The 20,161-nt window shown below is 61.9% G+C and carries 20 protein-coding genes and 2 pseudogenes; 10 read left to right on the forward strand and 12 right to left on the reverse strand.

Translation table 11 applies throughout. From position 1 onward, the window contains the following. Positions 1–93 precede the first annotated feature (93 nt). The 3 genes and pseudogenes from tadA to LGM42_RS07820 form a co-directional block, all read right to left on the reverse strand. Positions 94–684: a tRNA adenosine(34) deaminase TadA gene (gene tadA, locus LGM42_RS07810; RefSeq protein ID WP_081083347.1), complete on the reverse strand. Its 591-nt coding sequence runs from the start codon at positions 682–684 to the stop codon at positions 94–96. 11 nt (positions 685–695) lie between these two features. Further along, a complete protein-coding gene (locus tag LGM42_RS07815; RefSeq protein ID WP_012328731.1) occupies positions 696–1,097 on the reverse strand; it encodes a DnaJ family domain-containing protein in 402 nt (133 codons plus the stop codon). Positions 1,098–1,371: 274 nt separating this feature from the next. After that, positions 1,372–2,741: pseudogene (locus LGM42_RS07820) on the reverse strand (MFS transporter). Positions 2,742–2,913: 172 nt separating this feature from the next. Here LGM42_RS07820 and LGM42_RS07825 point away from each other — a divergent pair. The 9 genes and pseudogenes from LGM42_RS07825 to LGM42_RS07860 all read left to right on the forward strand — a co-directional run bounded on the left by LGM42_RS07825 (position 2,914) and on the right by LGM42_RS07860 (position 9,160). Then, a complete protein-coding gene (locus tag LGM42_RS07825) occupies positions 2,914–3,684 on the forward strand; it encodes a GntR family transcriptional regulator (protein WP_226231940.1) in 771 nt (256 codons plus the stop codon). Continuing rightward, positions 3,681–5,420, forward strand: coding sequence for a fumarate reductase/succinate dehydrogenase flavoprotein subunit (locus LGM42_RS07830; RefSeq protein WP_226231941.1), 1,740 nt, complete (start codon positions 3,681–3,683; stop codon positions 5,418–5,420). The genes LGM42_RS07825 and LGM42_RS07830 overlap by 4 nt, the downstream gene beginning before the upstream one ends. Before the next feature lie 11 nt (positions 5,421–5,431). Then, complete coding sequence (locus tag LGM42_RS07835) at positions 5,432–5,677, forward strand: ferredoxin family protein (RefSeq protein WP_006490846.1); 246 nt, start codon at positions 5,432–5,434, stop codon at positions 5,675–5,677. A gap of 6 nt (positions 5,678–5,683) precedes the next feature. After that, a pseudogene (locus LGM42_RS33180) lies at positions 5,684–5,764 on the forward strand (ABC transporter ATP-binding protein); the annotation flags it as partial. Between the two features lie 48 nt (positions 5,765–5,812). After that, entirely contained in the window at positions 5,813–6,817 is a 1,005-nt protein-coding gene (locus LGM42_RS07840) for a HEAT repeat domain-containing protein (protein WP_226231942.1), read from the forward strand. Continuing rightward, positions 6,814–7,101, forward strand: coding sequence for a gamma-butyrobetaine hydroxylase-like domain-containing protein (locus LGM42_RS07845; RefSeq protein WP_226231943.1), 288 nt, complete (start codon positions 6,814–6,816; stop codon positions 7,099–7,101). Before LGM42_RS07840 ends, LGM42_RS07845 begins: the two co-directional genes overlap by 4 nt. 36 nt (positions 7,102–7,137) lie before the next feature. After that, positions 7,138–8,082, forward strand: a complete 945-nt coding sequence (locus LGM42_RS07850) for an NAD(P)-dependent oxidoreductase (protein WP_226231944.1) — start codon at positions 7,138–7,140, stop codon at positions 8,080–8,082. Positions 8,083–8,131: 49 nt separating this feature from the next. Beyond that, the gene (locus LGM42_RS07855; protein ID WP_226231945.1) at positions 8,132–8,620 is read left to right on the forward strand and encodes an NUDIX hydrolase; all 489 of its coding nucleotides are present in this window, start codon (positions 8,132–8,134) and stop codon (positions 8,618–8,620) included. Positions 8,621–8,710: 90 nt separating this feature from the next. Continuing rightward, positions 8,711–9,160, forward strand: coding sequence for an acetyltransferase (locus LGM42_RS07860; protein WP_226231946.1), 450 nt, complete (start codon positions 8,711–8,713; stop codon positions 9,158–9,160). Between the two features lie 3 nt (positions 9,161–9,163). Here LGM42_RS07860 and LGM42_RS07865 read toward each other — a convergent pair whose 3' ends face one another. Then, on the reverse strand, positions 9,164–9,754 hold the full coding sequence (locus LGM42_RS07865; RefSeq protein WP_226231947.1) for a 2'-5' RNA ligase family protein: 591 nt from the start codon (positions 9,752–9,754) through the stop codon (positions 9,164–9,166). 147 nt (positions 9,755–9,901) lie between these two features. Here LGM42_RS07865 and LGM42_RS07870 point away from each other — a divergent pair, with 147 nt between their 5' ends. Beyond that, a complete protein-coding gene (locus LGM42_RS07870) occupies positions 9,902–10,519 on the forward strand; it encodes a PolC-type DNA polymerase III (protein WP_059645438.1) in 618 nt (205 codons plus the stop codon). 317 nt (positions 10,520–10,836) lie between these two features. Here LGM42_RS07870 and LGM42_RS07875 read toward each other — a convergent pair whose 3' ends face one another. From LGM42_RS07875 to LGM42_RS07905, 8 genes are all read right to left on the reverse strand, one after another. Next, on the reverse strand, positions 10,837–11,535 hold the full coding sequence (locus LGM42_RS07875) for a competence protein CoiA (RefSeq protein ID WP_226231948.1): 699 nt from the start codon (positions 11,533–11,535) through the stop codon (positions 10,837–10,839). 56 nt (positions 11,536–11,591) lie between these two features. Then, on the reverse strand, positions 11,592–11,720 hold the full coding sequence (locus tag LGM42_RS33015; RefSeq protein ID WP_264168133.1) for a hypothetical protein: 129 nt from the start codon (positions 11,718–11,720) through the stop codon (positions 11,592–11,594). 78 nt (positions 11,721–11,798) lie between these two features. Then, the gene (locus tag LGM42_RS07880; protein WP_226231949.1) at positions 11,799–12,611 is read right to left on the reverse strand and encodes a hypothetical protein; all 813 of its coding nucleotides are present in this window, start codon (positions 12,609–12,611) and stop codon (positions 11,799–11,801) included. Between the two features lie 155 nt (positions 12,612–12,766). Continuing rightward, complete coding sequence (locus LGM42_RS07885) at positions 12,767–14,491, reverse strand: UvrD-helicase domain-containing protein (RefSeq protein ID WP_226231950.1); 1,725 nt, start codon at positions 14,489–14,491, stop codon at positions 12,767–12,769. Beyond that, complete coding sequence (locus LGM42_RS07890) at positions 14,488–16,344, reverse strand: ATP-dependent nuclease (RefSeq protein WP_226231951.1); 1,857 nt, start codon at positions 16,342–16,344, stop codon at positions 14,488–14,490. Before LGM42_RS07890 ends, LGM42_RS07885 begins: the two co-directional genes overlap by 4 nt. A 271-nt stretch (positions 16,345–16,615) precedes the next feature. Next, positions 16,616–17,744, reverse strand: a protein-coding gene (locus LGM42_RS07895) for an IS3 family transposase (RefSeq protein ID WP_226231952.1) whose coding sequence is annotated in 2 segments (ribosomal slippage) — positions 16,616–17,483 and positions 17,482–17,744 — 1,131 coding nt in all. Because the reading frame shifts where the segments join, the coding sequence is not laid out codon by codon here. A 185-nt stretch (positions 17,745–17,929) separates the two neighbouring features. Then, on the reverse strand, positions 17,930–18,625 hold the full coding sequence (locus LGM42_RS07900; RefSeq protein WP_226231953.1) for a retron system putative HNH endonuclease: 696 nt from the start codon (positions 18,623–18,625) through the stop codon (positions 17,930–17,932). Positions 18,626–18,635: 10 nt separating this feature from the next. Beyond that, on the reverse strand, positions 18,636–20,000 hold the full coding sequence (locus tag LGM42_RS07905; RefSeq protein WP_226231954.1) for an AAA family ATPase: 1,365 nt from the start codon (positions 19,998–20,000) through the stop codon (positions 18,636–18,638). Positions 20,001–20,161 lie beyond the last annotated feature (161 nt).

Consider the following 20,161-nt stretch of genomic DNA (forward strand, 5'->3'; position numbering starts at 1 on the left):
GTCGGAGGTCGTCAAACCTGCTTAGAGGGTCCGAACCGTGGGCGGTTCACGAAACCATGCGCGCCCACAACGACGGGCGCGGCGGCGACGCGCCTATGACGCGCCGGATTCGGCGTCGCGGGCAAGCCGTGCTTCGCGCAGCGCGCGTCGGCGCTCGGCGAAGAACGACTTCAGCGCGGCGCCGCATTCGTCGGCGAGCACGCCGCCCGTCACTTCGGTGTGGTGGTTCAGTTGCGGATTCGCGAATGCGTCGATCACGCTGCCGCACGCGCCCGTCTTCGGGTCGGCCGCGCCATAGACGACCCGCGCGATGCGGGCGTGCATGATCGCGCCCGCACACATCAGGCACGGCTCGAGCGTCACATACAGCTCGCAGCCGGGCATCCGGTAATTCCGCAGGTGCTGCGCGGCCATGCGCAGCGCGGCCATTTCGGCATGCGCGGACGGGTCGTGCCCGCCGATCGGATGGTTGAAGCCGCGCGCGATCACTTCGTCGCCGCGCACGAGCACCGCGCCGACCGGCACTTCGCCGGCCGCGCGCGCCTCTTCGGCGGCGGCCTGCGCAAGACGCATGAAATGCAGATCGCGCGCCGAGATGGGCGCGGCTTCCAGAACGGGAGAATCGGCGACGGGTTCGGCGCCCGAGGCGGCTGCCGCAAGGCCAGCAGGGGCTGCGTCGGGCAGCGCGCCGGACGTCACATCGGCCCCGCTTCGGCGGGCGCTTCGTCGAGCCCGCGCTCGCACAGGCGTTCCGCGATACGCCGGCAGTAGTCGCGCGGCATCACCATCGGGCCGCCGCGCAGCGATTCGAGCGCCATGTCGAGCGCGAGGATCTTCGCTTGCAGCCGGCAGCGCGCGGCGCGGTCGCTGACCGCCTGCACCTCGTCGTGCAGGTTGCGCAGCGCGCGCAGTTGTTCGACGGCCGGCGGCACGAAGCCCGCATTCTTCAGGATACGGTTAGCCACCCGCACCTCCTCGGGCACGAGCAGGTCGTCATCCAGCGCCTGCGGCGCGCCGGTACCCGGCAAATCGTCGAACTCGCCCCGCGCGGCGGCGGCGGCAATACGTTGTTCGACCAGAGCGTCAAGCAATCTCATCAGTCAATCGGAACAATGCGGCAGGCCGAATTCTATCAGGGTGACGCCGGTATGACAGGCCCTTCGAATACATGCTCGATATTGTGCTTTTAGGGGCCGAATCGCAGCGCATGCGCGCCGATCGCAGCCACTTGCCGCGCTGCTGCGCCGCAGCAGGCCGAGCGCCGTTCGACCGCGTCCGAACGGGCGCGATGTCCGACCCATTTTTTATCCGAGCCAGGCGCTGGCCACTGCCCGCCCCGAGAAAACGCGAGGCGCCCCACTCCCCGCCCGATTACGCAGCCACCGTTTCCTGTCGCGCTTTCGCGAACGGGCGGAACAGCGTCGCGATCAGGAACGCGCCGATCCCGATCGCGAACGAGCCGAGGTACAGCCAGCCGTAGCTGCCGAGCGCATCGACGATCAGCCCGCCGGCCACCGGGCCCGCGGCCATCCCGAGGCTGCCGGCCATCGCGCAGCCGCCGATCACCGTGCCCATCATGCGCAGCGGGAAATTCTCGCGCGCGAGCACCGAATACAGCGGCATCACGCCCGCATAGATGAAGCCGAACAGCGTCGCGACCGCGTAGAAGCCGTCGAGCGTGCGCACGAAGTAGTAGCCGAGCGCGCCGAACGCCTGCGCGAGCAGTCCGGCGACCAGCATGCGCTTGGCGCCGAGGCGGTCGCCGAGTATCCCGAACGCGATCCGGCCGCCCATGCCGGCCAGCCCTTCGACGCTGTAGATCGACACGGCGACGATCAGCGGAATCCCGCAGGTCACCGCATAGCTGACCGTATGGAAGATCGGGCCCGAATGCGTCGCGCAACAGAAGAAGTTGGTCAGCACCAGCACCATGAACTGCGGCGAGCGCAGCGCATCCGCGACCGACATCGTCGGGGCCGGCGCGCCGGCAGTCGCCGACTCGGCCGCCGCCTGCACGGGCGCGGGCGCCTGCTCAAGCGCGGGCGCCCGGCGCACCAGAGCGACACCGGAATCATCACGACGGCCGCCAGCACGGCGATCAGCAGCATCGACGTGCGCCAGTCTCGCACCGACACGAGCCACGCGGCCAGCGGCGCCATCGTCATCGGCGCCATTCCCATGCCGGCCGACACGAGCGACACCGCGAGGCTGCGGTGCGTGTCGAACCAGCCGGTCACGCACGCCATCATCGGTGCGAATATCGCGGCCGTCGCGCTGCCGACGGCCAGCCCGAAGGTGAGCTGGAACACCAGCAGCGACGGCGCGCGGCTCGCGAGCGCCAGGCTGGCCGACAACAGCACGGCCCCCGCGATGACGACGGGCCGCGTGCCGACGCGATCCGACAGGCTGCCCCACGCCATGCTCGCAAACGCCATCGCGATGAAGCCGAGCGTCATCGCCGCGGAAATGCCGGTCATCGACCAGCCCGTATCGTGCGCGATGGACCGCAGGAACACCGGCAACGAAAACATCGCGCCGATCGCGACGCAGCCCATCAGGCCGCCCGCGGCGACAATGACCCAGCGGTATCGGGAATCCGGCATGTGGCGTGTCATGGGGTTTCTCCTCGTTCGTTGCGCCATTCGCGGAAAACCGGGGTGCCGGCCGCATGGCGCGGCGCACTGCCCGGTCGACATCGATACGACGGGCGACGCATCCGGAAATCGACATGCGGCGCGCATCGGGCCACGCCTTTTATTGTCGGCGATCCCGCTCGCCTCGCAAGGGTCGGGTCACCCGCTCGCGCCGCCGCCCCCCTTTTTCCGCCACGGGAAATCGAAATCAGAAATGCTTGGTTGGGGCGCGCCCTTGCGCTGGCTACACTCGCCTCATCTTGTCATAACAAGTTGACCGATGCCCCCACCCAACGTCGTGCCGCTGTCAGCGGCCCCGCTCTACGTGCAGATCAAGGACACGCTGCGCGCGCGCATTCTCGACGGCACCTATGCGCCGCACAGCCGGATGCCGTCCGAGCACGAACTGTGCGCGATGTTCGACGTCAGCCGCATCACGGTGCGCCAGGCGCTCGGCGACCTGCAGAAGGAAGGCCTGCTGTTCAAGCTGCACGGCAAGGGCACGTTCGTGTCGAAGCCGAAGGCCTTCCAGAACGTGACGTCGCTGCAAGGGTTCGCCGAGGCGATGTCGTCGATGGGCTACGAGATCGTCAACCAGTTGCGCAGCCTGCGCACCGTGAAGGCCGATCGCCATCTCGCGACGAAGCTGAACGTGCCGGAAGGCGCGCCGCTCGTCGAGATCCATCGCGTGCGGCTGCTGAACCGCGAACCCGTGTCGCTCGAACAGACCTGGGTGCCGGAGGCGCTCGGCAAGCGGCTCGCGGGCGCCGATCTCGCGACCCGCGACATCTTCCTGATCCTGGAGAACGACTGCGGCATCCCGCTCGGCCACGCCGACGTGTCGATCGACGCGATCCTCGCCGACGACGACATCGTCGACGCGCTGCACGTCGAGGAAAGCAGCCCCGTGCTGCGCATCGAGCGCCTCACGCACGACGCGTCGGGGGCGCCGATCGACTACGAATACCTGTACTTCCGCGGCGACGCCTTCCAGTACCGGTTGCGCGTCGACCGGCAGAAGACGCGCAAACCTGCAAGGAACCCACGATGAACACCCATGTGCACGAATACGACATCGTCGTGGTCGGCGGCGGCACGGCCGGGCCGATGGCGGCCATCAAGGCGAAGGAGCGCGATCCGTCGCTGCGCGTGCTGCTGCTCGAGAAGGCCAACGTCAAACGCAGCGGCGCGATCTCGATGGGGATGGACGGCCTGAACAACGCGGTGATTCCCGGCCATGCGACGCCCGAGCAGTACACGCGCGAGATCACGATCGCCAACGACGGGATCGTCGATCAAGCGGCCGTGTACGCGTACGCGGCGCACAGCTTCACGACGATCGAGCAGCTCGACCGCTGGGGCGTGAAGTTCGAGAAGGACGGCACCGGCGACTACGCGGTGAAGAAGGTCCATCACATGGGCTCGTACGTGCTGCCGATGCCGGAAGGACACGACATCAAGAAGGTGCTGTACCGGCAACTGAAGCGCGCGCGCATCGCGATCACGAACCGGATCGTCGCGACGCGCGTGCTGACCGACGCGCAGGGCCGCGCGAGCGGCGTGCTCGGCTTCGACTGCCGCACCGCCGAGTTCCACGCGATCCGCGCGAAGGCCGTGATCCTGTGCTGCGGCGCGGCCGGCCGCCTGGGCCTGCCGGCATCGGGCTACCTGATGGGCACGTACGAGAACCCGACCAACGCGGGCGACGGTTACGCGATGGCCTATCACGCGGGCGCGGCGCTCGCGAATCTCGAATGCTTCCAGATCAATCCGCTGATCAAGGACTACAACGGCCCGGCGTGTGCGTACGTGACGGGGCCCCTGGGCGGCTTCACCGCGAACGGCAAGGGCGAACGCTTCATCGAATGCGACTACTGGAGCGGCCAGATGATGTGGGAGTTCTACCAGGAACTGCAAAGCGGCAACGGTCCGGTATTCCTGAAGCTCGACCATCTCGCGGAAGAAACGATCCAAACCATCGAGCAGATCCTGCATACGAACGAACGGCCGAGCCGCGGCCGCTTCCATGCGGGGCGCGGCACCGACTACCGCCGCCAGATGGTCGAGATGCACGTCTCCGAAATCGGCTTCTGCAGCGGCCACAGCGCATCCGGCGTGTACGTGAATGCACGCGCGGAGACGACCGTGCCGGGGCTTTACGCAGCGGGCGACATGGCGGCCGTCCCGCACAACTACATGCTCGGGGCGTTTACGTACGGCTGGTTCGCCGGGCAGAACGCGGCCGATTACGTGGCCGGCCGCGACCATGCGCCGGTGGACGACGAACAGGTCGACGCCGAGCGCACCCGCGTGCTCGCACCGCTGCTGCGCGAGCGCGGCCTCGCGCCGGCGCAGGTCGAGTACAAGCTGCGCCGCATGGTGAACGACTACCTGCAACCGCCGAAGGTGACGCGCAAGATGGAAATCGGGCTGCAACGCTTTGACGCCATTACCGAGGATATCGAAGAGATCAAAGCGAACCATCCGCACGAGCTGATGCGCGCGGCCGAAGTGCGCGCGATCCGCGACTGCGCGGAAATGGCCGCACGTGCATCGCTGTTCCGCACCGAAAGCCGCTGGGGCCTGTACCACCATCGCGTCGATTTTCCGCATCGCAACGATGCCGAATGGTTCTGCCACACCTGGCTGCGCAAGGATGCCGCAGGCGCGATGCGCAGCGAGAAGCGGCCGGTCGAGCCGTACGTCGTGCCGCTTGCCGACGACGAACGCGGCGCCTACGCGCAATTGCGCATCCGCGAACCGGCCGCGCTCGCGGCCGCCCTTTGAGGAACCTTGCCATGCCGCATACCCCGCACGACATCTTCCAGCGCAGCAGCGCGCCCGTGACGATCGACGAGTCGCTGTGCATCGCCGACAAGGGCTGCACCGTGTGCGTCGACGTATGCCCGCTCGACCTGCTCGCGATCGACGTCACCAAGGGCAAGGCCTACATGCAGTTCGACGAATGCTGGTACTGCATGCCGTGCGAACGCGATTGCCCGACCGGCGCGGTCAAGGTCGACATCCCTTACCTGCTGCGCTGACACGGCGCACGGCCCCGCACCGGCGACGGCACGACCGAGCCGGCTTTCGTCGACATCGAGCGCCGCTGTCTCGCGCTATTGCGCGAAGGTCGCATCAGTACGCATGCCGGCCCGTCCACCGCACCGACTTTATCCATGACCGCTTCTTCCTCCGCTTTTCCGCTGCCGGGCGTGCCGGCCGGCGATCACGCCGATCACGCCGTGCTCGTCGCGCGCCTCGCCGCAGCCGATGCATCGGTGCGCCGCATCGCGCTGCTCGAACTCGCCGACCTCGAAGCGCCCGAACTCGTGCCGTCGTTCGTCGCGGCGCTGCGCGACGATGCGTCGGCCGATGTGCGCCGCGAGGCTGCACGCGTGCTCGACGCGTGGGAGCAGCCCGATGTCGTCGACGCGCTGTGCCACGCGCTGCTCGATCCGGACGACGGCGTGCGCGCGACCGCCGCGCAAAGCCTGTCCGAACTGAAGAGCGCGGCATCGGGCGCCGTGCTGTGCCGCTGGGCCGACCGGCCCGAGCCGTTCGTGCGCGCCGCCGTGCTGCGCGGCTTGCGCGAGTTGCGCGACCCCGATGCGTTCGCGCCGGCGCTGCGCGCGCTCGATGCAAGCGATGCGAACGTCCGCGCCGAGGCGGTCGTCGTGCTCGGCTGGCTCAAGGACGGCCGCGCGCTGCCGCCGCTCGCGCGCGTCGCGACCACGGACACCGATGTGGACGTGCGCCGCGCCGCGGTCGGCGCAATCGGATTTGCTTCGGCGAGCGATGCGGCCGTCGTCACCGCATTGCTCGCCGCGCTGCGCGACGCCGCATGGCAGGTACGCGAGGAAGCCGCTGCCACGCTCGGCAAGCTGCGCGCCGCCGTTGCGCGCGACCCGCTCGTCGCCGCGCTCGACGACGATTACTGGCAGGTGCGCGTGCGCGCCGTCCGCGCACTCGGCCAATTGCGCGATGCGGCCGCGGCATCGGCCGTCGTCGCGCTGCTCTCGCATGCGATCAGCAATCTGCGCAAGGAAGCCGCACTCGCGCTCGGCGAATTGCGAGCCCGGGAGACGCTGCCCGCGCTGCACGGCGCACTCGACGATCGCGACCCCGAAGTCCGCAAGGCCGCGCGGATCGCGATCGGACAGATCGACGAGGCGGCGCGATGATCGCGCCGACCGAAATCGAACTCGATCACCCCGCGCATGCACTGACGTTGCACTGGCCCGGCGGCGTCACGCAACGCATCGGCTATGCGCGGTTGCGCGGCGATTGCCCGTGTGCGCAATGCCGGAGAATCCGCTTCGATGGCGGCCATATCGACGCGCGGGCCAGCCTGACGTTGGACGGCGTGGAAGCGCTCGGCTACGGCGTGCGCTTCCTGTTCGGCGACGGCCATGCACGCGGCATCTATCCGTGGCCGTACCTGGCGGAGATCGCGTCGCGGCGATGACCCGGCTGCCGCGGTCGCGCGGGCCGGATGGCAGGCATGCGCAAACGCTGCGATACTGACGCCCACGATCGCATCACCCACCGTGGGAGCAGCATCATGCAAACCGCAGTCGGATTCATCGGCCTCGGCGTGATGGGCACGCCGATGGCGCTCAATCTCGCGCGGGCCGGCACGCCGCTCGTCGTGTGGAGTCGTTCGCACGGCAGCGACGATGCACTGCGCGACGCCGGCGCACGGGTGGCCGACGGCATCGACGACGTATTCGCGTCCTGCCGCACCGTGATCCTGATGCTCGCGAACGACGCGGCCATCGATGCCGCTCTCGCCCGCGGCACACGTGCTTTTGCCGCGCGGGTCGGTGGACACACGATCGTCAACATGGGCACGAATGCGCCCGAGTATTCTCGCGCGCTCGCCGACGACATCGCCGCCGCGTCGGGCCGCTACGTCGAGGCGCCGGTATCAGGCTCGCGCAAGCCGGCCGAAGCCGGTCAGCTCGTCGTGATGCTGGCCGGCGCGCCGGACGATGTCGATGCCATCCGCACGCTCGTGAAGCCGCTGTGCCGCGACAGCTTCGTGTGCGGCGACGTGCCGGCGGCGCTGACGATGAAACTCGCGGTCAACCTGTTCCTGATCACGATGGTCACCGGTCTCGCCGAAGCCACGCACTTCGCGCAACGTCACGGCATCGACCTCGCGCGCTTCGCCGACGTGCTGAATGCCGGCCCGATGGCGAGCGACGTGTCGCGCGTGAAGCTCGGCAAGTTCGTCACAGAAGATTTCTCGGTGCAGGCCGCGATCAGCGACGTGCTGAAAAACGCGCGCCTCGTCGCCGAGTCCGCGCGCGGCATCGGCATCGCGTCGCCGCTGCTCGACATCTGCCATGCGCTTTACGGCGAAACCGAACAGGCCGGACATGGCGCGGCCGATATGGTCGCCGTGATCCGCGCGATCGAACGGCGTACCGGGGACGCGCGATGAGCGGTGCCCCCGCGCCCGCATTTGTTCGAACCAACGGATAGGCCCGACCATGTCCGCTACCGGCACGTCCGCTACCGGCAACGCTGCACCCTTGCGCCCCGTTCCCGCCGTGATCGGCATCGTGCTGCGCGAGCGCGACGTGCTGCTCGTGCGCCGCGCGAACCCGCCCGATGCCGGCTGCTGGGGCTTCCCCGGCGGCAAGATCGAGCCGGGCGAGCCGCTTGCCGAGGCGGTCGTGCGCGAGATCGCGGAAGAAACGACGATCGACGTGGAGGCGCTCGACGCCTTTACCGCGCTGGACGCGTTCGATTACGATGCGCACGGCGCCGTGCGCCAGCATTTCATCATGGTCGCGGTGCTGTGCAGATGGCTGCGCGGCACGCCAGCCGCCGGCGACGACGCGCTCGACGCGCGCTGGTTCGGCCTCGACGAACTCGACCGCGACGATTTGCCGATGAGCGCGGGTGTGCGCGATGTCGCGCGACGGGCGATGGAGCGGGCGGCGGTGCTGGAGCACGCGCGACTGCCATCCGCGTGACACTTCGCTGTCGCTTGTGCATTACCGCGACGCGTTCGCTCCGTCACCGAGGCGGCCCCCGGCGAGCGCCAAGTCATCCCATATCAAACCATGATCAGAATTCGACAATCCACCGAGGCCGACGGCACACGCGTACTGGACATCTGGCGCCAAGCCGTCGATGCCACGCATCACTTCCTGAGCGAAGACGATCGTCGCGCGATCGAATGCGAAGTCGTCGCGTTTCTGCCGAGCGCACCGCTCGATCTGGCCGTCGACGAAACCGATCGCCCGATCGGCTTCATGCTGCTCGACGGCAGCCACATGGAAGCGCTGTTCGTCGATCCCGCCCACCATCGCGCGGGGGTCGGGCGGCTGCTCGTCGAAGAGGCGATCAAGCGCCATCCCGACCTGTCGACCGACGTCAACGAACAGAACGAAGCGGCGGCACGATTCTATGAACGGCTCGGATTCGAGCGCTGCGGGCGATCGGAGCTGGATGGACAAGGGCGGCCTTATCCGCTGATTCATCTTCGTTATCGCGGGTGCGGTCGAGACTGAAAATCATCCCGACGGGCTGCCGGTCGTCAGCGGCCAGCGCCCCAACACGTCGTAGTGCGACTTGCCGAGCCAGCTATCGATCAGGACGAAGTCGAAGACGGACCAGGTAATCGGCTCGATCCGATACTCATCGGGCCTTGGCGCGCCATACAGCAGCGTCACGTGCGGGGTGAAACCTGCAGGAAGAATGCTCAGCCCCGCCTCTTGTTTCAGCGCACGTCGCAACTGCCGTCGAAAGTCGATCAAGTGTCCCAGACCGGCCCGCCCCATCAGCACGAGCGGCTGATGACCGGGCCGCCCGTTGAAGCTGATGATCCTGTCGAACTTCACGGAGAAAGACGGCCCATCCATGCGGTCCGCCACCGCGCGGGCCCGCGCAAGCGTAGCGTCCGGCACGTACGCGAAGTCGCCTAGAGAGCCGAGCGTGATGTGCAGACGCTCCGGGCCCACTGGACTGTCCTTCTCCAGTCGCAAGCTGTTGGCCATGCCGGCAATGCGCACGGCCGTGGCCGGATCCGGCATCACGGCGAAAAAGAAGCGGTGCACGGGAACCGGCGGCGGCGCATCGAATCCGGGTAGCGTCAGTTGAGTCACGGCAGCATGTCCGACTGGCCTGGAGCGAGATTTTCATTATCGTCAATCGACAGCCTGCCCGCTCGACGAACCCGCCGTTCGCGCGCCCGAAGATGCTACCCTCTCGGCCACACTCGACATCCTCTAATGAAGCACCCGAATTCAACCATGCAAACCGTCGCGGTACTGGACTTCGAAACAACCGGGCTGTCGCCGAATCTGGGCGACCGTGCAACCGAAATTGCCGTCATCCTGCTGCGCGACGGGCAGGTCGTCGACCGTTTCCAGAGTTTGATGAATGCAGGCCGACGCATCCCGTCCGACGTCGTCGCGCTCACGGGCATCACGAACGACATGATCGCGGCGGCGCCCCCGGCTTCCGAAGTCATGAAGGAAGCGGCGGCGTTCGTCGGCCAGCATGCGGTCGTGGCCCACAACGCCGGTTTCGACAAACGCTTCTGGCAGTCGGAACTCGGGATGCTCGGCATGTCGGCCGACCATGCGTTTGCGTGCACGATGCTGGTGGCGCGACGGATCTACCCGGACGCGCGCAGTCACCGCCTGTCGAGCCTGGCCGAGATGCTGCGGCTGCCGCAATCGGGCCGTGCGCACCGCGCGATGGTCGATGCGGAGATGGCCGGCCATCTGTGGTGCCGGTTGCAGCAGGACATTTCGCGGACTTATGGGCTGGATCGCATCGATCATGCGCTGATGTCACGGGTTCAGGCGACGACCAAGGCGAAAGTGCCGATGTATCTGCGGTCGCTCGGGCGGGCGCATGTGTGACGTATCCGGCCCCGGAACGGAAAACGCCACGCTCGCCGACTTCATGCGTTAACGCAAAACGGCCTGGCAATCCATTGCCAGGCCGCTTCTTGCCCCTGCGTGAGCCGGGGCAGCAAGCCAACCGAATCGGTCATCCGCTTGCGAACTATCGCGACATCAAGCGATGCGCCACGACACAAGCGGAATCGAACGCCGATTTAGCCGAAATGCTCACTCCCACTCGATTATTAACAACACAAAAAAACGCTCTTTTTTCAATGCATTAGAAGACAACCTCAATGCAATGCCATCAAGAATGCCATGTTGAACACTGAAGCTCAACCAAGATTCCACGAGCCACCGCGATATTGGTATTCACCATTGAGGATGCCTGCCAGCCACACCGGCACAGTCGCGACCTTGAACCCGCCGAACTGAATCAACTGCTCGCCCTCGGTGTCCAGCATCGCTACCGGCAACTCGGCCAGCATGCCGGTGCCGATGCCGCTAGGAGGAAATACATTACCGAAATCGCGCTTCAACAGCAGGCGCGAAGTAGCCTTGGCTAGGGTAATGAATGTCTCTTCGCGTACTAACCAATAGCACTCAACGCCCGATGCAGTGTACCGCTCCTGCCGACGCGTGAAGTCGCGTAGGTGTTGGTAGGAGCGTTGCAGTTCAATTACGATGGTACGACCGGAAAACGAGAAGAGAACATCGGCCTCCCACTTGTTACCGCTCGGCGATCGACCCGGTACTTCGTCACGACTCTCGATCCCCAGGTCGGTTAAGGCTGCCATCACTGCTGTCTTGCCCGACTTGTGCCATTTCGTCTCGGGCGCAGTACTGCACTCGTCCGACAAATGGGCGAAGAAAGGCATACCATTGATGCTTGTCTTGAGCACGGCCGGTGCTTTGCAGCACGGCATGACGAAGTCACCTAACTGCGCCGTCTGTTTCAATGCATCCCACTCACCGCCGGGAATGGAGGCTGCGTCCACCGGACGACCGTCACGAGTCCAAGCTGCTTGGGTCATAGTTGCCCCGTTTTACAATCCGAGTCGGTGCCATCCTGTCCGAACTCCACGGCTATCTATCCCAACAGTATGGCCAGTTCGGCCGAACTGCCCTCATGGCCGACTTCGGCAAGCATGTCCGCTGAATAGGTTAAATCGGCACGGAACAGTTCAGCCATAACCTCGTCATGCGATATGTCTTTCATTTGATTCCGCTCTCCTTGCCGGGAGCTTAACACCCCACATCATCTTGCCCCGATGGCATAACGTCTACTCACCCTCCATTACCCATAGGTACAGCCCCGGCTGATAGAGGCTTCTTGAATTGTGAGCTTCGGACCGGTTTCTATCTGTAACGCATGCATGCGCAGACCGAAAAAATCGAAATGTTGAGAATCTATTATCAATTCTTGCATAAACGTAGATTTGTAGACATTCGCGTCAAACCCTTGAAATGGAATTCGTGCCGCATCCAACACAGCAAAAATGCGCGAAACAGCACTGTTGAATATTGGCAAGACATCTAAATACACTTGCTTGAAAGGGTAGTGATCTTTTTTTGCTTTATCCCACACCTTCTCGAACGCAAGACCATTTTCCAGAGTGACGAACCTAGATAGGGCATTGGCCTTACCCATTTGATTTAAATAGACCGACTCACGACGCGGATCGAGTCGTTCATAAACGTCTTCTAACTTGATCAGATGCATCATCGGCGGAGGATTCCCGCCTGTTGTTCGATGGCGAGCCATTAGGTACTCAACTCCCAGCAGCCGTTCTGGCTTCCCGTCTAACCAAATCGTCTGGAGCAAGCTGTGGAACAAGGGATGATCACGATGGTGGAGGGCATTGCGTAGAGAAATTAGCAGGCTGCAATCTGGATGGCCATGGAAATCGAATACCTGCTGCGACACATCATACAAGGTATGAAATCCCTCGAGATTATGCTCGAATGCTCGATCGAGATTGTGGATAGCCTCCTCTCGGTCGATCGCGGCCAAGTCTCGGTATCTCAAGTAGGCCTCGCCGTAAAGCCTCATAGTGTTAGCAAAACGTCCAAGAGCGCTAGCAATACTTACTATTGTTACTTTGTCCATCTAATGCCTCTGCGTAGCGGTAATTCACGGTTTATGAACTAGCTATGGTCAGGAGTTCGGTCAAGGAGTTTTGGATCCGAGCGCAGATGATCGATGCCGCCACAATCCACAAGCGAGCGGCCCAAAGCGCTCCGGAGGCCAAGTAACGCATGGTGCTAGAGTGCAACGAGTTCGACCGCCCCACCCATTGTCGCCATCAAGCGCTGAAGGCGGGGAGCCTGCGTCCGCGGCAACGCGATCGCCAGAAGGCGTTGCGCCCTCGATGCTCCGACATAGATCTTGCGGGCTTCCTCGTTGTCACCCGCTACGCCACCAGTCAGGAAGTCGACAATTCCCTTGGCTGTGCTTGGCGACATCACTACGCAGATTGCGGGAAACTCCATGCCCTTTACACTATGGATCGTCCGCGCGGCGTGGCCAGACGCCGGTGCACCCGACAGTGCTTTCTCCAAATCACCATTGCGACGAAGACGCTGATTGATGGATGGACCGTCCGCCGGGAGCAATGGTGCTAGCAGTCGGCGTGCCTCATCATGCCATGCCTCGGCGGTGGCAAATCGCTCCGGATTGAACTGAAGGGCGTGAGCCAACGCTAGAGCATCTGGTCGCCAAGTTTCTGGAGCAATGTCACCGTCGGCAAGATGCTGATGATATGTCTTTCCAGCTATCTGGCCACTCACTTCGAGCATGATCCGATGGATGGCGACTAGCGCGTCCTTCCGCCCTCCGACCTCGAACGAGAGGTGAAAATCGCTGACCGCGACTGCCAGCCTGTAGCTGAGATCTCGAACTCCTGAATCCTGGGGATAGCCAAGGGCATTCGCGCCGGTCCGCCGTGTTGCCGAGACCACTGGGCAATCTCGCGCTGCAAGGCCCATCGCCGCCACCAGTTCCTGGAACTTTGCCCCGATTGTCGAGGGCACGCCTTTGCCGGAATATGACAGGATATGCACCGCCGTCGGCTCGTCGCGATACTCTCCGAGAGCCTTGTCGACTGACGCGCGCATGTCGGGTGCGCGCAAGGCCACGATTCCCTTTGCGATGTGCCCACTCGAACGGAAATTTCCGTTCATGGGCAATCGCTCCGCCATGTCGAATGTCTCTGCGAACTGACCAAGCTCCCGCGCCACGCCGCCGCGGAATCCGTAAATTGCCTGGTTTGGGTCACAAATCACCTTTACAGGCACGCCCGCCATGCGGAACCAATCGATAATCTCCAAATCGACTGGATTGCAATCCTGCGCCTCATCAACAATGAGTTCGAGAAAGCGCGCTGCAAACGCCGGCCCAAGCACCGCACCACACGCGGGATCGCGAAGGCGCGCAAGTGCGACGGAACGCGCATCGGCGAAGTCGAGTTCACCGCGCTCCCAAAATCGCGCGCGCGTATTCCGCGCCGCTGTTTCGTGCGCCTTGATCTTGCCGCGAAATCCGTGGCGCTGGACCAGAATCGGGATTGCGTTTCCCGTTGTACGGTCGAAGCACTCCAGCGGCAGGGCTTGTGCGCCCGCAAATGGCTGTATCGACCAATCATCCTTGTCGGGGATCAATCTGGGCCTTGCGTCGCAGCCGTCAATGCCGAACGGCGCGATGAGAAATTGCCAGAGAAACGCGTCAAAGGTGCCGATGAAATGCGGGAAGACCGGAGTCTCGACAAGCCCCTCTCGACGCAATCGGTCCTCCAATTCCGAGACTGCGGCGATGGTAAAGGACAGAAAGGCAATTCCGCGGCCTGTCGGTCTATCGCCAAGAAGCTTCCGCGCTCGCTCGACCATAACGCGGGTTTTACCAGCGCCCGGGCACGCAGCGACGAACGCCGAGCCAGAATGTTCGATCACCCGCCGTTGCTCATCGGTCGGCTTAAATGGCTCGGCGATCACTTTACCAGCGCCTCAATTGCCGCCTTCAGATAGACCGGCACCGTGAATGCCGTACCCCTATTGATTTCCTCGGCGACGATCTGAGCGAAGTCCCCTTTGCGCGTCGTCTCGAACAGTTTCTGGATCGCCACCGCCTGCGCCACGTCAGCCAGCGCGACTGCGGCGTCCCACTTGTCAGCAGAGCGCGGGTGCAGCTTGAGATAGACGTTCCTGAGGACGGCCGCGTTGCCGGCACGCACCAACTCCGTCTCAAGTGAATAGTCATTGATGACGACCTCTAGTAGTTCGCCTGCGCCCAGCCCAACGGCTAGCGCATCCAGATCGCGCTTCCGCGCGGCGCCGGGCCTCTCCGCGCCCTCTGCCACGTCCCCGCCATCGCCATCCGTCAAAATGATGAGACGGTCTGCGATCCGCACATCATTGAAGGGCGATAAAAGAAGCTTGGCATATGGCTGAAAATCGACCCCGTCGATCGGCACAAACACGGCCGAGCGGAAGATGCGAAGCCGATCCGCATCGTCCTTCAACACGATCTTCTTGGCCATAACCGGTAGCAGAAGCGCCTCGGCTATGCCTTCCACCAGAAGCACGCGACCTCCGAAGAGGAAGGCCGATTTAGTCACGTCAAGATAACGATCGACCTTGCGGCGCTCAACCGGATCGAGCGCCAGCGCCGCAAGCGGAATGCATCGCGTCACGCGTCGCGGGTGACCGACCGGCATGACCGGGATCGGCTCGATTTCTGGCCTGATCTCGGCAGGCGCCTCGGCCAGCGGCTGTGGTTCCTCGCCAACGTCTCCGGGAGCATCCTTCACCGGTGCCGGAAGAAAGGAGCGGAAAAAGACAAGCCTCTTGCTTTCAACCCACGCCGACAGGTTCGGTGAATGGGTCGCCACGATTACCTGCAACTCTCCCGCGGGCCCTTGGTGGCCTTTGCGCGGATTGCGTGATTTCTCAGCCTGCTCATCTAGGAAGCTCAGGACTGCGGCTTGCAGCTGCGGATGAAGATGCGCCTCCGGCTCCTCGACGAGGAAGAGCGTAAGGTCAGCGTCGTTAATCTTCTCCAGCTCGACTGCAATCGTGGCCATGTAGAGAAGGTTCGCGTAGCCATGCCCTGAGTAGCGAAGATCTTCAGGTTCGATGCCGTGATCGGCGAGCTTGAAGCGTAGGTCACGCGCGATATCGATCAGTTTCTCATCGCTCGCGAAACCCAACGATGCCGCTTGGCGACGAACACCGGCCGTTAAGGCGCTCAAACCAATTTCTACAGCTCCGCCAACCTTGCCGAGAATCTCCGCCTCGGCACCGCGCCGCAGGCTTTTGGCCAGATCCTCCGGATCACCACCTTCAAGGAAGTGGTTCAGCAGGGCATAAATCCGCGTCGGATTGCCCGAGGCAAGCGCCCGCTTCGCATCGCGCAACGGCGGCAAATACACGTGGCGGATCATCTCATGGCACCCAGGCTCAGGATTCCCCCGCTGATGCCCCGCCCACAGGGTCGGCCGGATTGGAAAGCGCCGGGTCGTCTCATCATATTTGAGACCAAACGCGCATCCACTGATTGCCGCATCGGTCGCGGCCGAGATCATCCGGCCCTGCTGCGCCGGGCTCAATTCCGTAAAGGTGGCGCTTAGCTCAAACTTTCGCTCTGCACTTCCAAACCTGACGTCGGTCGTCTCGCAATAAAGCTCTCGCCGCCCACCGAGCGGCGCGGTCAGGAGGCGGATAGCGTCGATCGCGTTGCTCTTGCCGCCATTATTCTCTCCGACGAAAAGCGTGAGATCCTTGCACAGTGGAATTTCCGACTCCGCAAAGGAACGAAAATTGTTCAGCGTCAGCTTGTCGAGATACATGCCCCGTCCGTCTCATTAGATATTCGATCCGCGCTGCGTCGATGTCAGCCGTGATCTTCATTATGTCGAGAAAACTACCGCTTGATGAACATGCCATGTGAGCACATGCTGTCCACCCTGACTGTTCGTTGACACATCAGGGATTGGCTCGATCCGCCCCCACCCAAGATTACATGTCATTTTAGCCGCTAAAATCCAAGCGATAGCCGCTGATGAGCCCGACTAACTCACTTCGGCGCAAATTGAGGCTAGCCCAATTTCCGTCCCAGTCTTAGCTGGAAAATTCCGGCTCTTCGGGGCGGGCCGAACCGGCCCGATCGGTGCACTGGCGGGCGAATTCCGCCGGTGTCATCCACTGCAGCGCAGAGTGAGGACGCGTCTCGTTATAGTACTCGCGCCAGACTTCGATTTTGCGTCTGGCGTCTTCCAGCGACAAGAACCAGTGTGCGTTGAGGCACTCCTCCCGAAAGCGCCCGTTGAAGGATTCATTCTTCGCATTGTCGGTCGGCTTGCCAGGACGCGAGAAGTCAATCTCCACGCCATTTTCGTACGCCCATTTGTCGAGCGCCTTCGAAATGAACTCGCTGCCGTTGTCTGCCTTGATATAGCGGGGAAGCGGACGATGATGCGCGAGCCGAGTCAGCGCAGCGACAACGTGCTCGCCACGCAATGAGCCATCGACTTCAATCGCCAAGCATTCCCGCGTGTAGTTGTCCACGATCGTGAGCGTGCGCAAGCGTCGACCATCAAACAGCGCGTCCGCAACGAAATCCATACTCCAGATTTCGTTGATTGCACTTACTGACTGCTTCGGCTGGCGGCGGCGAGCCGACTTGTTCCGTCGAGGTCGCTTATGGCGCAACGAAAGGCCCAGTTCGCGATACACGCGTTCTACTCTCTTGTGGTTGTCTCTCCAGCCTTCCCGGCGAAGCATCACGTACACGCGGGGCGCACCGTAATGCGCCCGCACTTCCGTAATCTCCTTGATGCGCATTTCCAGTACGCTTTGATCCCGCGCGACCGACTCGTAGCGGTAGACCGTACGGGACAGTTGCAACAATGCGCAGGCCTGTCGCTGGCTTGCGCCGAAACGCTGCATCAAGTCCGTGACAAGCTCACGGCGCCGAGAAGACTTCAGATTTTTTTGACAGCACGTCCTGCAGCATGGCCTTGTCCAGCGACAGATCGGCCACGAGCCGCTTGAGCTTGGCGTTCTCTTCCTCAAGTTGCTTCAGCCGGCGTAGCTCCGAGGGCGACAGGCCGCCATATTTCGTCCGCCAATTGTAGAACGTCGCGTCGCTGATCCCCATCTTGCGGCAGACCTCCGCGACAGGCGTACCCAGCTCGGCCTGCTTCAATGCGTATGCGATCTGCTCTTCGGTGAACTTACTCTTCTTCACGGCATGACCTCCTGGTCTCGATGACAACGTCATGCTGGAATTTTCCACTTTCAAATGGGACAGTTTTGTGGGCTAGCGTCATAGCAGTATTACCCGGCTCATACTCTAAGCGCGCCTCCGCCAGGTTTCCTCGCATTTCATCTTGTACATAGACATCTACGCCACAAAAACTGAGGGAAGGTTATTTACTTCAGCTTCTCAAAGAAATGGCGAATCGTGGTGCTAAATGGGAGCCACTGAGTCTCATCAATCTCTTGCTGAATATAAAGAGCTCGATCTTCGTCAGTCCAACTCATTATCTCTTCAAGATCTTCGGGATTCCTGTATCGATCGACAGCACTTTTTCTCTTCCCGCGCAATGAGCCGGCGTTAAGATTGAAAACTCTGATAGTTTCAGCCGCGCGCCTCTCTTCTGCCTGCACCTTTGGCGTCCTTTCCCTGACTCTGACTTCGCCTGAAGAGTGGAAATACAGGTATTCGTCCGGATCATGCTCATCAGGCTTTATTAACTCGTCCGGATCATAAAAGCTGCCCCTTCGATCTTTGTAGTGTCCGCAATGCTCCAGAGACCCACAGGCAATGAAGAGGTTTGTCCACGAGAACATCAACTCCGGAAAGTGGGCTTTGTTTTTTCTCCGAAAATGTTCAATATGACCACCATGGAAGATCTGAGCCTCACAATACGCACATCGAAGTCCGGAAATTGACTCCTCGCAGTCGTCTGCGTCGTCCGCCAATATTTTCTCGCCCTGCATTGACTGAAGCGCGAGCCGAAGACGACGCTTGCAGCCTCCACCAAAGTCGCTCCATTCGTGCGTCGTGTGATCATAATTTGAAAGGCATGGTGGGGCCTCGACTAAGCCGCGATTTAATTTATGCATACACCAATCCTCACGTATTTTTCTTTTTCCGATTTAATTTAAATTTCTGAAATCGTATGAGACGGTCTGCATTCGAAATCAAATCGTGAGTTGAGCCGTATAGATTGATTAGCTTTTTTCGTAAAGCACGCCCTTCCATGCCCTCATGCGCTCCATTTTCAATCATGGCTACGTAATTCGCGTACCAATCGGCAGGCGGAACTGGGGGCGTCGGATTAACTCGCATTACATCATTGAGCGCATTTTGACTTTCGATGCCATAAGTCTCCTCCCCTGGAATTCCGACGTATAAGGTATCTTCTTCGTTCTTGGCGAGGAATCTAATATTCGCCCGACGCACGGTCGTCAGTAGTTGAGGACTGTGCGTGGTAACGATGAACTGGGCGCCGCGGAAGACATTGGTTAGGTCGGTCAAGACTCGTTGCTGCCAAGAGGGGTGCAAATGTAGATCAACCTCATCAATCAGCACGATGGCAGGTAAATCTAAGGCGCTTTTTGCATCGCGCGGTTTATTCGCTTGCGCAATCCGGCGTGCCAGGTCCATTGTCATTCCGAGGACGACACGGTAGCCATCGCTCAGTTGACTAATTCGCAAGGTCCGCGTCCTTTGCTCATCGATCTTCTGATCAATAACAAATCGCAACGGGCGAATTTCAGTGCGAGGGGCCATGAAATCCTCGCCGAGGAGCCGCACTACAGCTTCCCGCACAACTTCAAGTTCAGGCAGTCGAAATGCAAAATCTCGTCGAGCATCCCGCTCCCGCCTCTCGGCATCCTCCATGGCATTAAACCACTCAAACGCCGCGCGAAATCGCGAATCCGGGTCCAATGCACCGGCGAGTGCATCAAAACGCGAAAACGATTTCCTAAAGTTACGGCGACGATGCACTTCCTCTCTAATCGCTCGGTTGGTTCCATAATACGCAATTACCGGAAGGAAGTAAGATCGATTTTCCGCTTCCGCCTCGACGATATCATCAACGAATTCGTTAATTCCGCTTAACCCCCAATTCATCCATTCGTGGTCTTTGGCTGCCGCCTTTCGGGAATTAAGAACGCTTTTAGATGTGTCACGCCGACGTGCTCCGGACCAAGCAATGACTCGATCGTCTTGTGTCCGAGCCTCCCATCCCATGGCAAGAAATGGTGCGCGCTGTTCGCCGCTACTAATGTGAAGATCGGTTTCGGATGTGCTCCGACCGGTGACTCCCGGAAGCTTCACAAGATACCGACCGAATCCAATGGCAATTGCGTCAAGTAGTGCTGTCTTTCCAGCACCGTTATTAGCGGTAATGACCGTGAGCTTCTCATCGAAGTCGATGGTGAGCTTCTGGAAGCACCGAAAATTGTAGAGATGTAGTCGCTCAAGTTTCATGAATTGAGTTCGAACCTGCGCCGCATGACAAAAGGTTTAGACATCGGTCGGGACGTAACTTCGACCGTAGATCGCGCCGCGCCTCGATCCCCCAAAGGCCTCCGTCAGTGGAAACCCCTTCTAGCCGGCCGGAAATCCGTCAGTTCCGAATGATACATGGC

This window comes from Burkholderia sp. AU39826 (assembly GCF_020419965.1).
GTDB classification, from domain to species: domain Bacteria; phylum Pseudomonadota; class Gammaproteobacteria; order Burkholderiales; family Burkholderiaceae; genus Burkholderia; species Burkholderia semiarida.

Bases quoted from the DNA above. Each gene is read 5' to 3' on its own strand.
- LGM42_RS07815 (WP_012328731.1), bottom strand. From the start codon at position 1,097: ATGAGATTGCTTGACGCTCTGGTCGAACAACGTATTGCCGCCGCCGCC.
- LGM42_RS07825 (WP_226231940.1), top strand. From the start codon at position 2,914: ATGCCCCCACCCAACGTCGTGCCGCTGTCAGCGGCCCCGCTCTACGTG.
- LGM42_RS07830 (WP_226231941.1), top strand. From the start codon at position 3,681: ATGAACACCCATGTGCACGAATACGACATCGTCGTGGTCGGCGGCGGC.
- LGM42_RS07835 (WP_006490846.1), top strand. From the start codon at position 5,432: ATGCCGCATACCCCGCACGACATCTTCCAGCGCAGCAGCGCGCCCGTG.
- LGM42_RS07840 (WP_226231942.1), top strand. From the start codon at position 5,813: ATGACCGCTTCTTCCTCCGCTTTTCCGCTGCCGGGCGTGCCGGCCGGC.
- LGM42_RS07845 (WP_226231943.1), top strand. From the start codon at position 6,814: ATGATCGCGCCGACCGAAATCGAACTCGATCACCCCGCGCATGCACTG.
- LGM42_RS07850 (WP_226231944.1), top strand. From the start codon at position 7,138: ATGCGCAAACGCTGCGATACTGACGCCCACGATCGCATCACCCACCGT.
- LGM42_RS07855 (WP_226231945.1), top strand. From the start codon at position 8,132: ATGTCCGCTACCGGCACGTCCGCTACCGGCAACGCTGCACCCTTGCGC.
- LGM42_RS07860 (WP_226231946.1), top strand. From the start codon at position 8,711: ATGATCAGAATTCGACAATCCACCGAGGCCGACGGCACACGCGTACTG.
- LGM42_RS07870 (WP_059645438.1), top strand. From the start codon at position 9,902: ATGCAAACCGTCGCGGTACTGGACTTCGAAACAACCGGGCTGTCGCCG.
- LGM42_RS07875 (WP_226231948.1), bottom strand. From the start codon at position 11,535: ATGACCCAAGCAGCTTGGACTCGTGACGGTCGTCCGGTGGACGCAGCC.
- LGM42_RS33015 (WP_264168133.1), bottom strand. From the start codon at position 11,720: ATGAAAGACATATCGCATGACGAGGTTATGGCTGAACTGTTCCGTGCC.
- LGM42_RS07880 (WP_226231949.1), bottom strand. From the start codon at position 12,611: ATGGACAAAGTAACAATAGTAAGTATTGCTAGCGCTCTTGGACGTTTT.
- LGM42_RS07890 (WP_226231951.1), bottom strand. From the start codon at position 16,344: ATGTATCTCGACAAGCTGACGCTGAACAATTTTCGTTCCTTTGCGGAG.
- LGM42_RS07900 (WP_226231953.1), bottom strand. From the start codon at position 18,625: ATGCATAAATTAAATCGCGGCTTAGTCGAGGCCCCACCATGCCTTTCA.
- LGM42_RS07905 (WP_226231954.1), bottom strand. From the start codon at position 20,000: ATGAAACTTGAGCGACTACATCTCTACAATTTTCGGTGCTTCCAGAAG.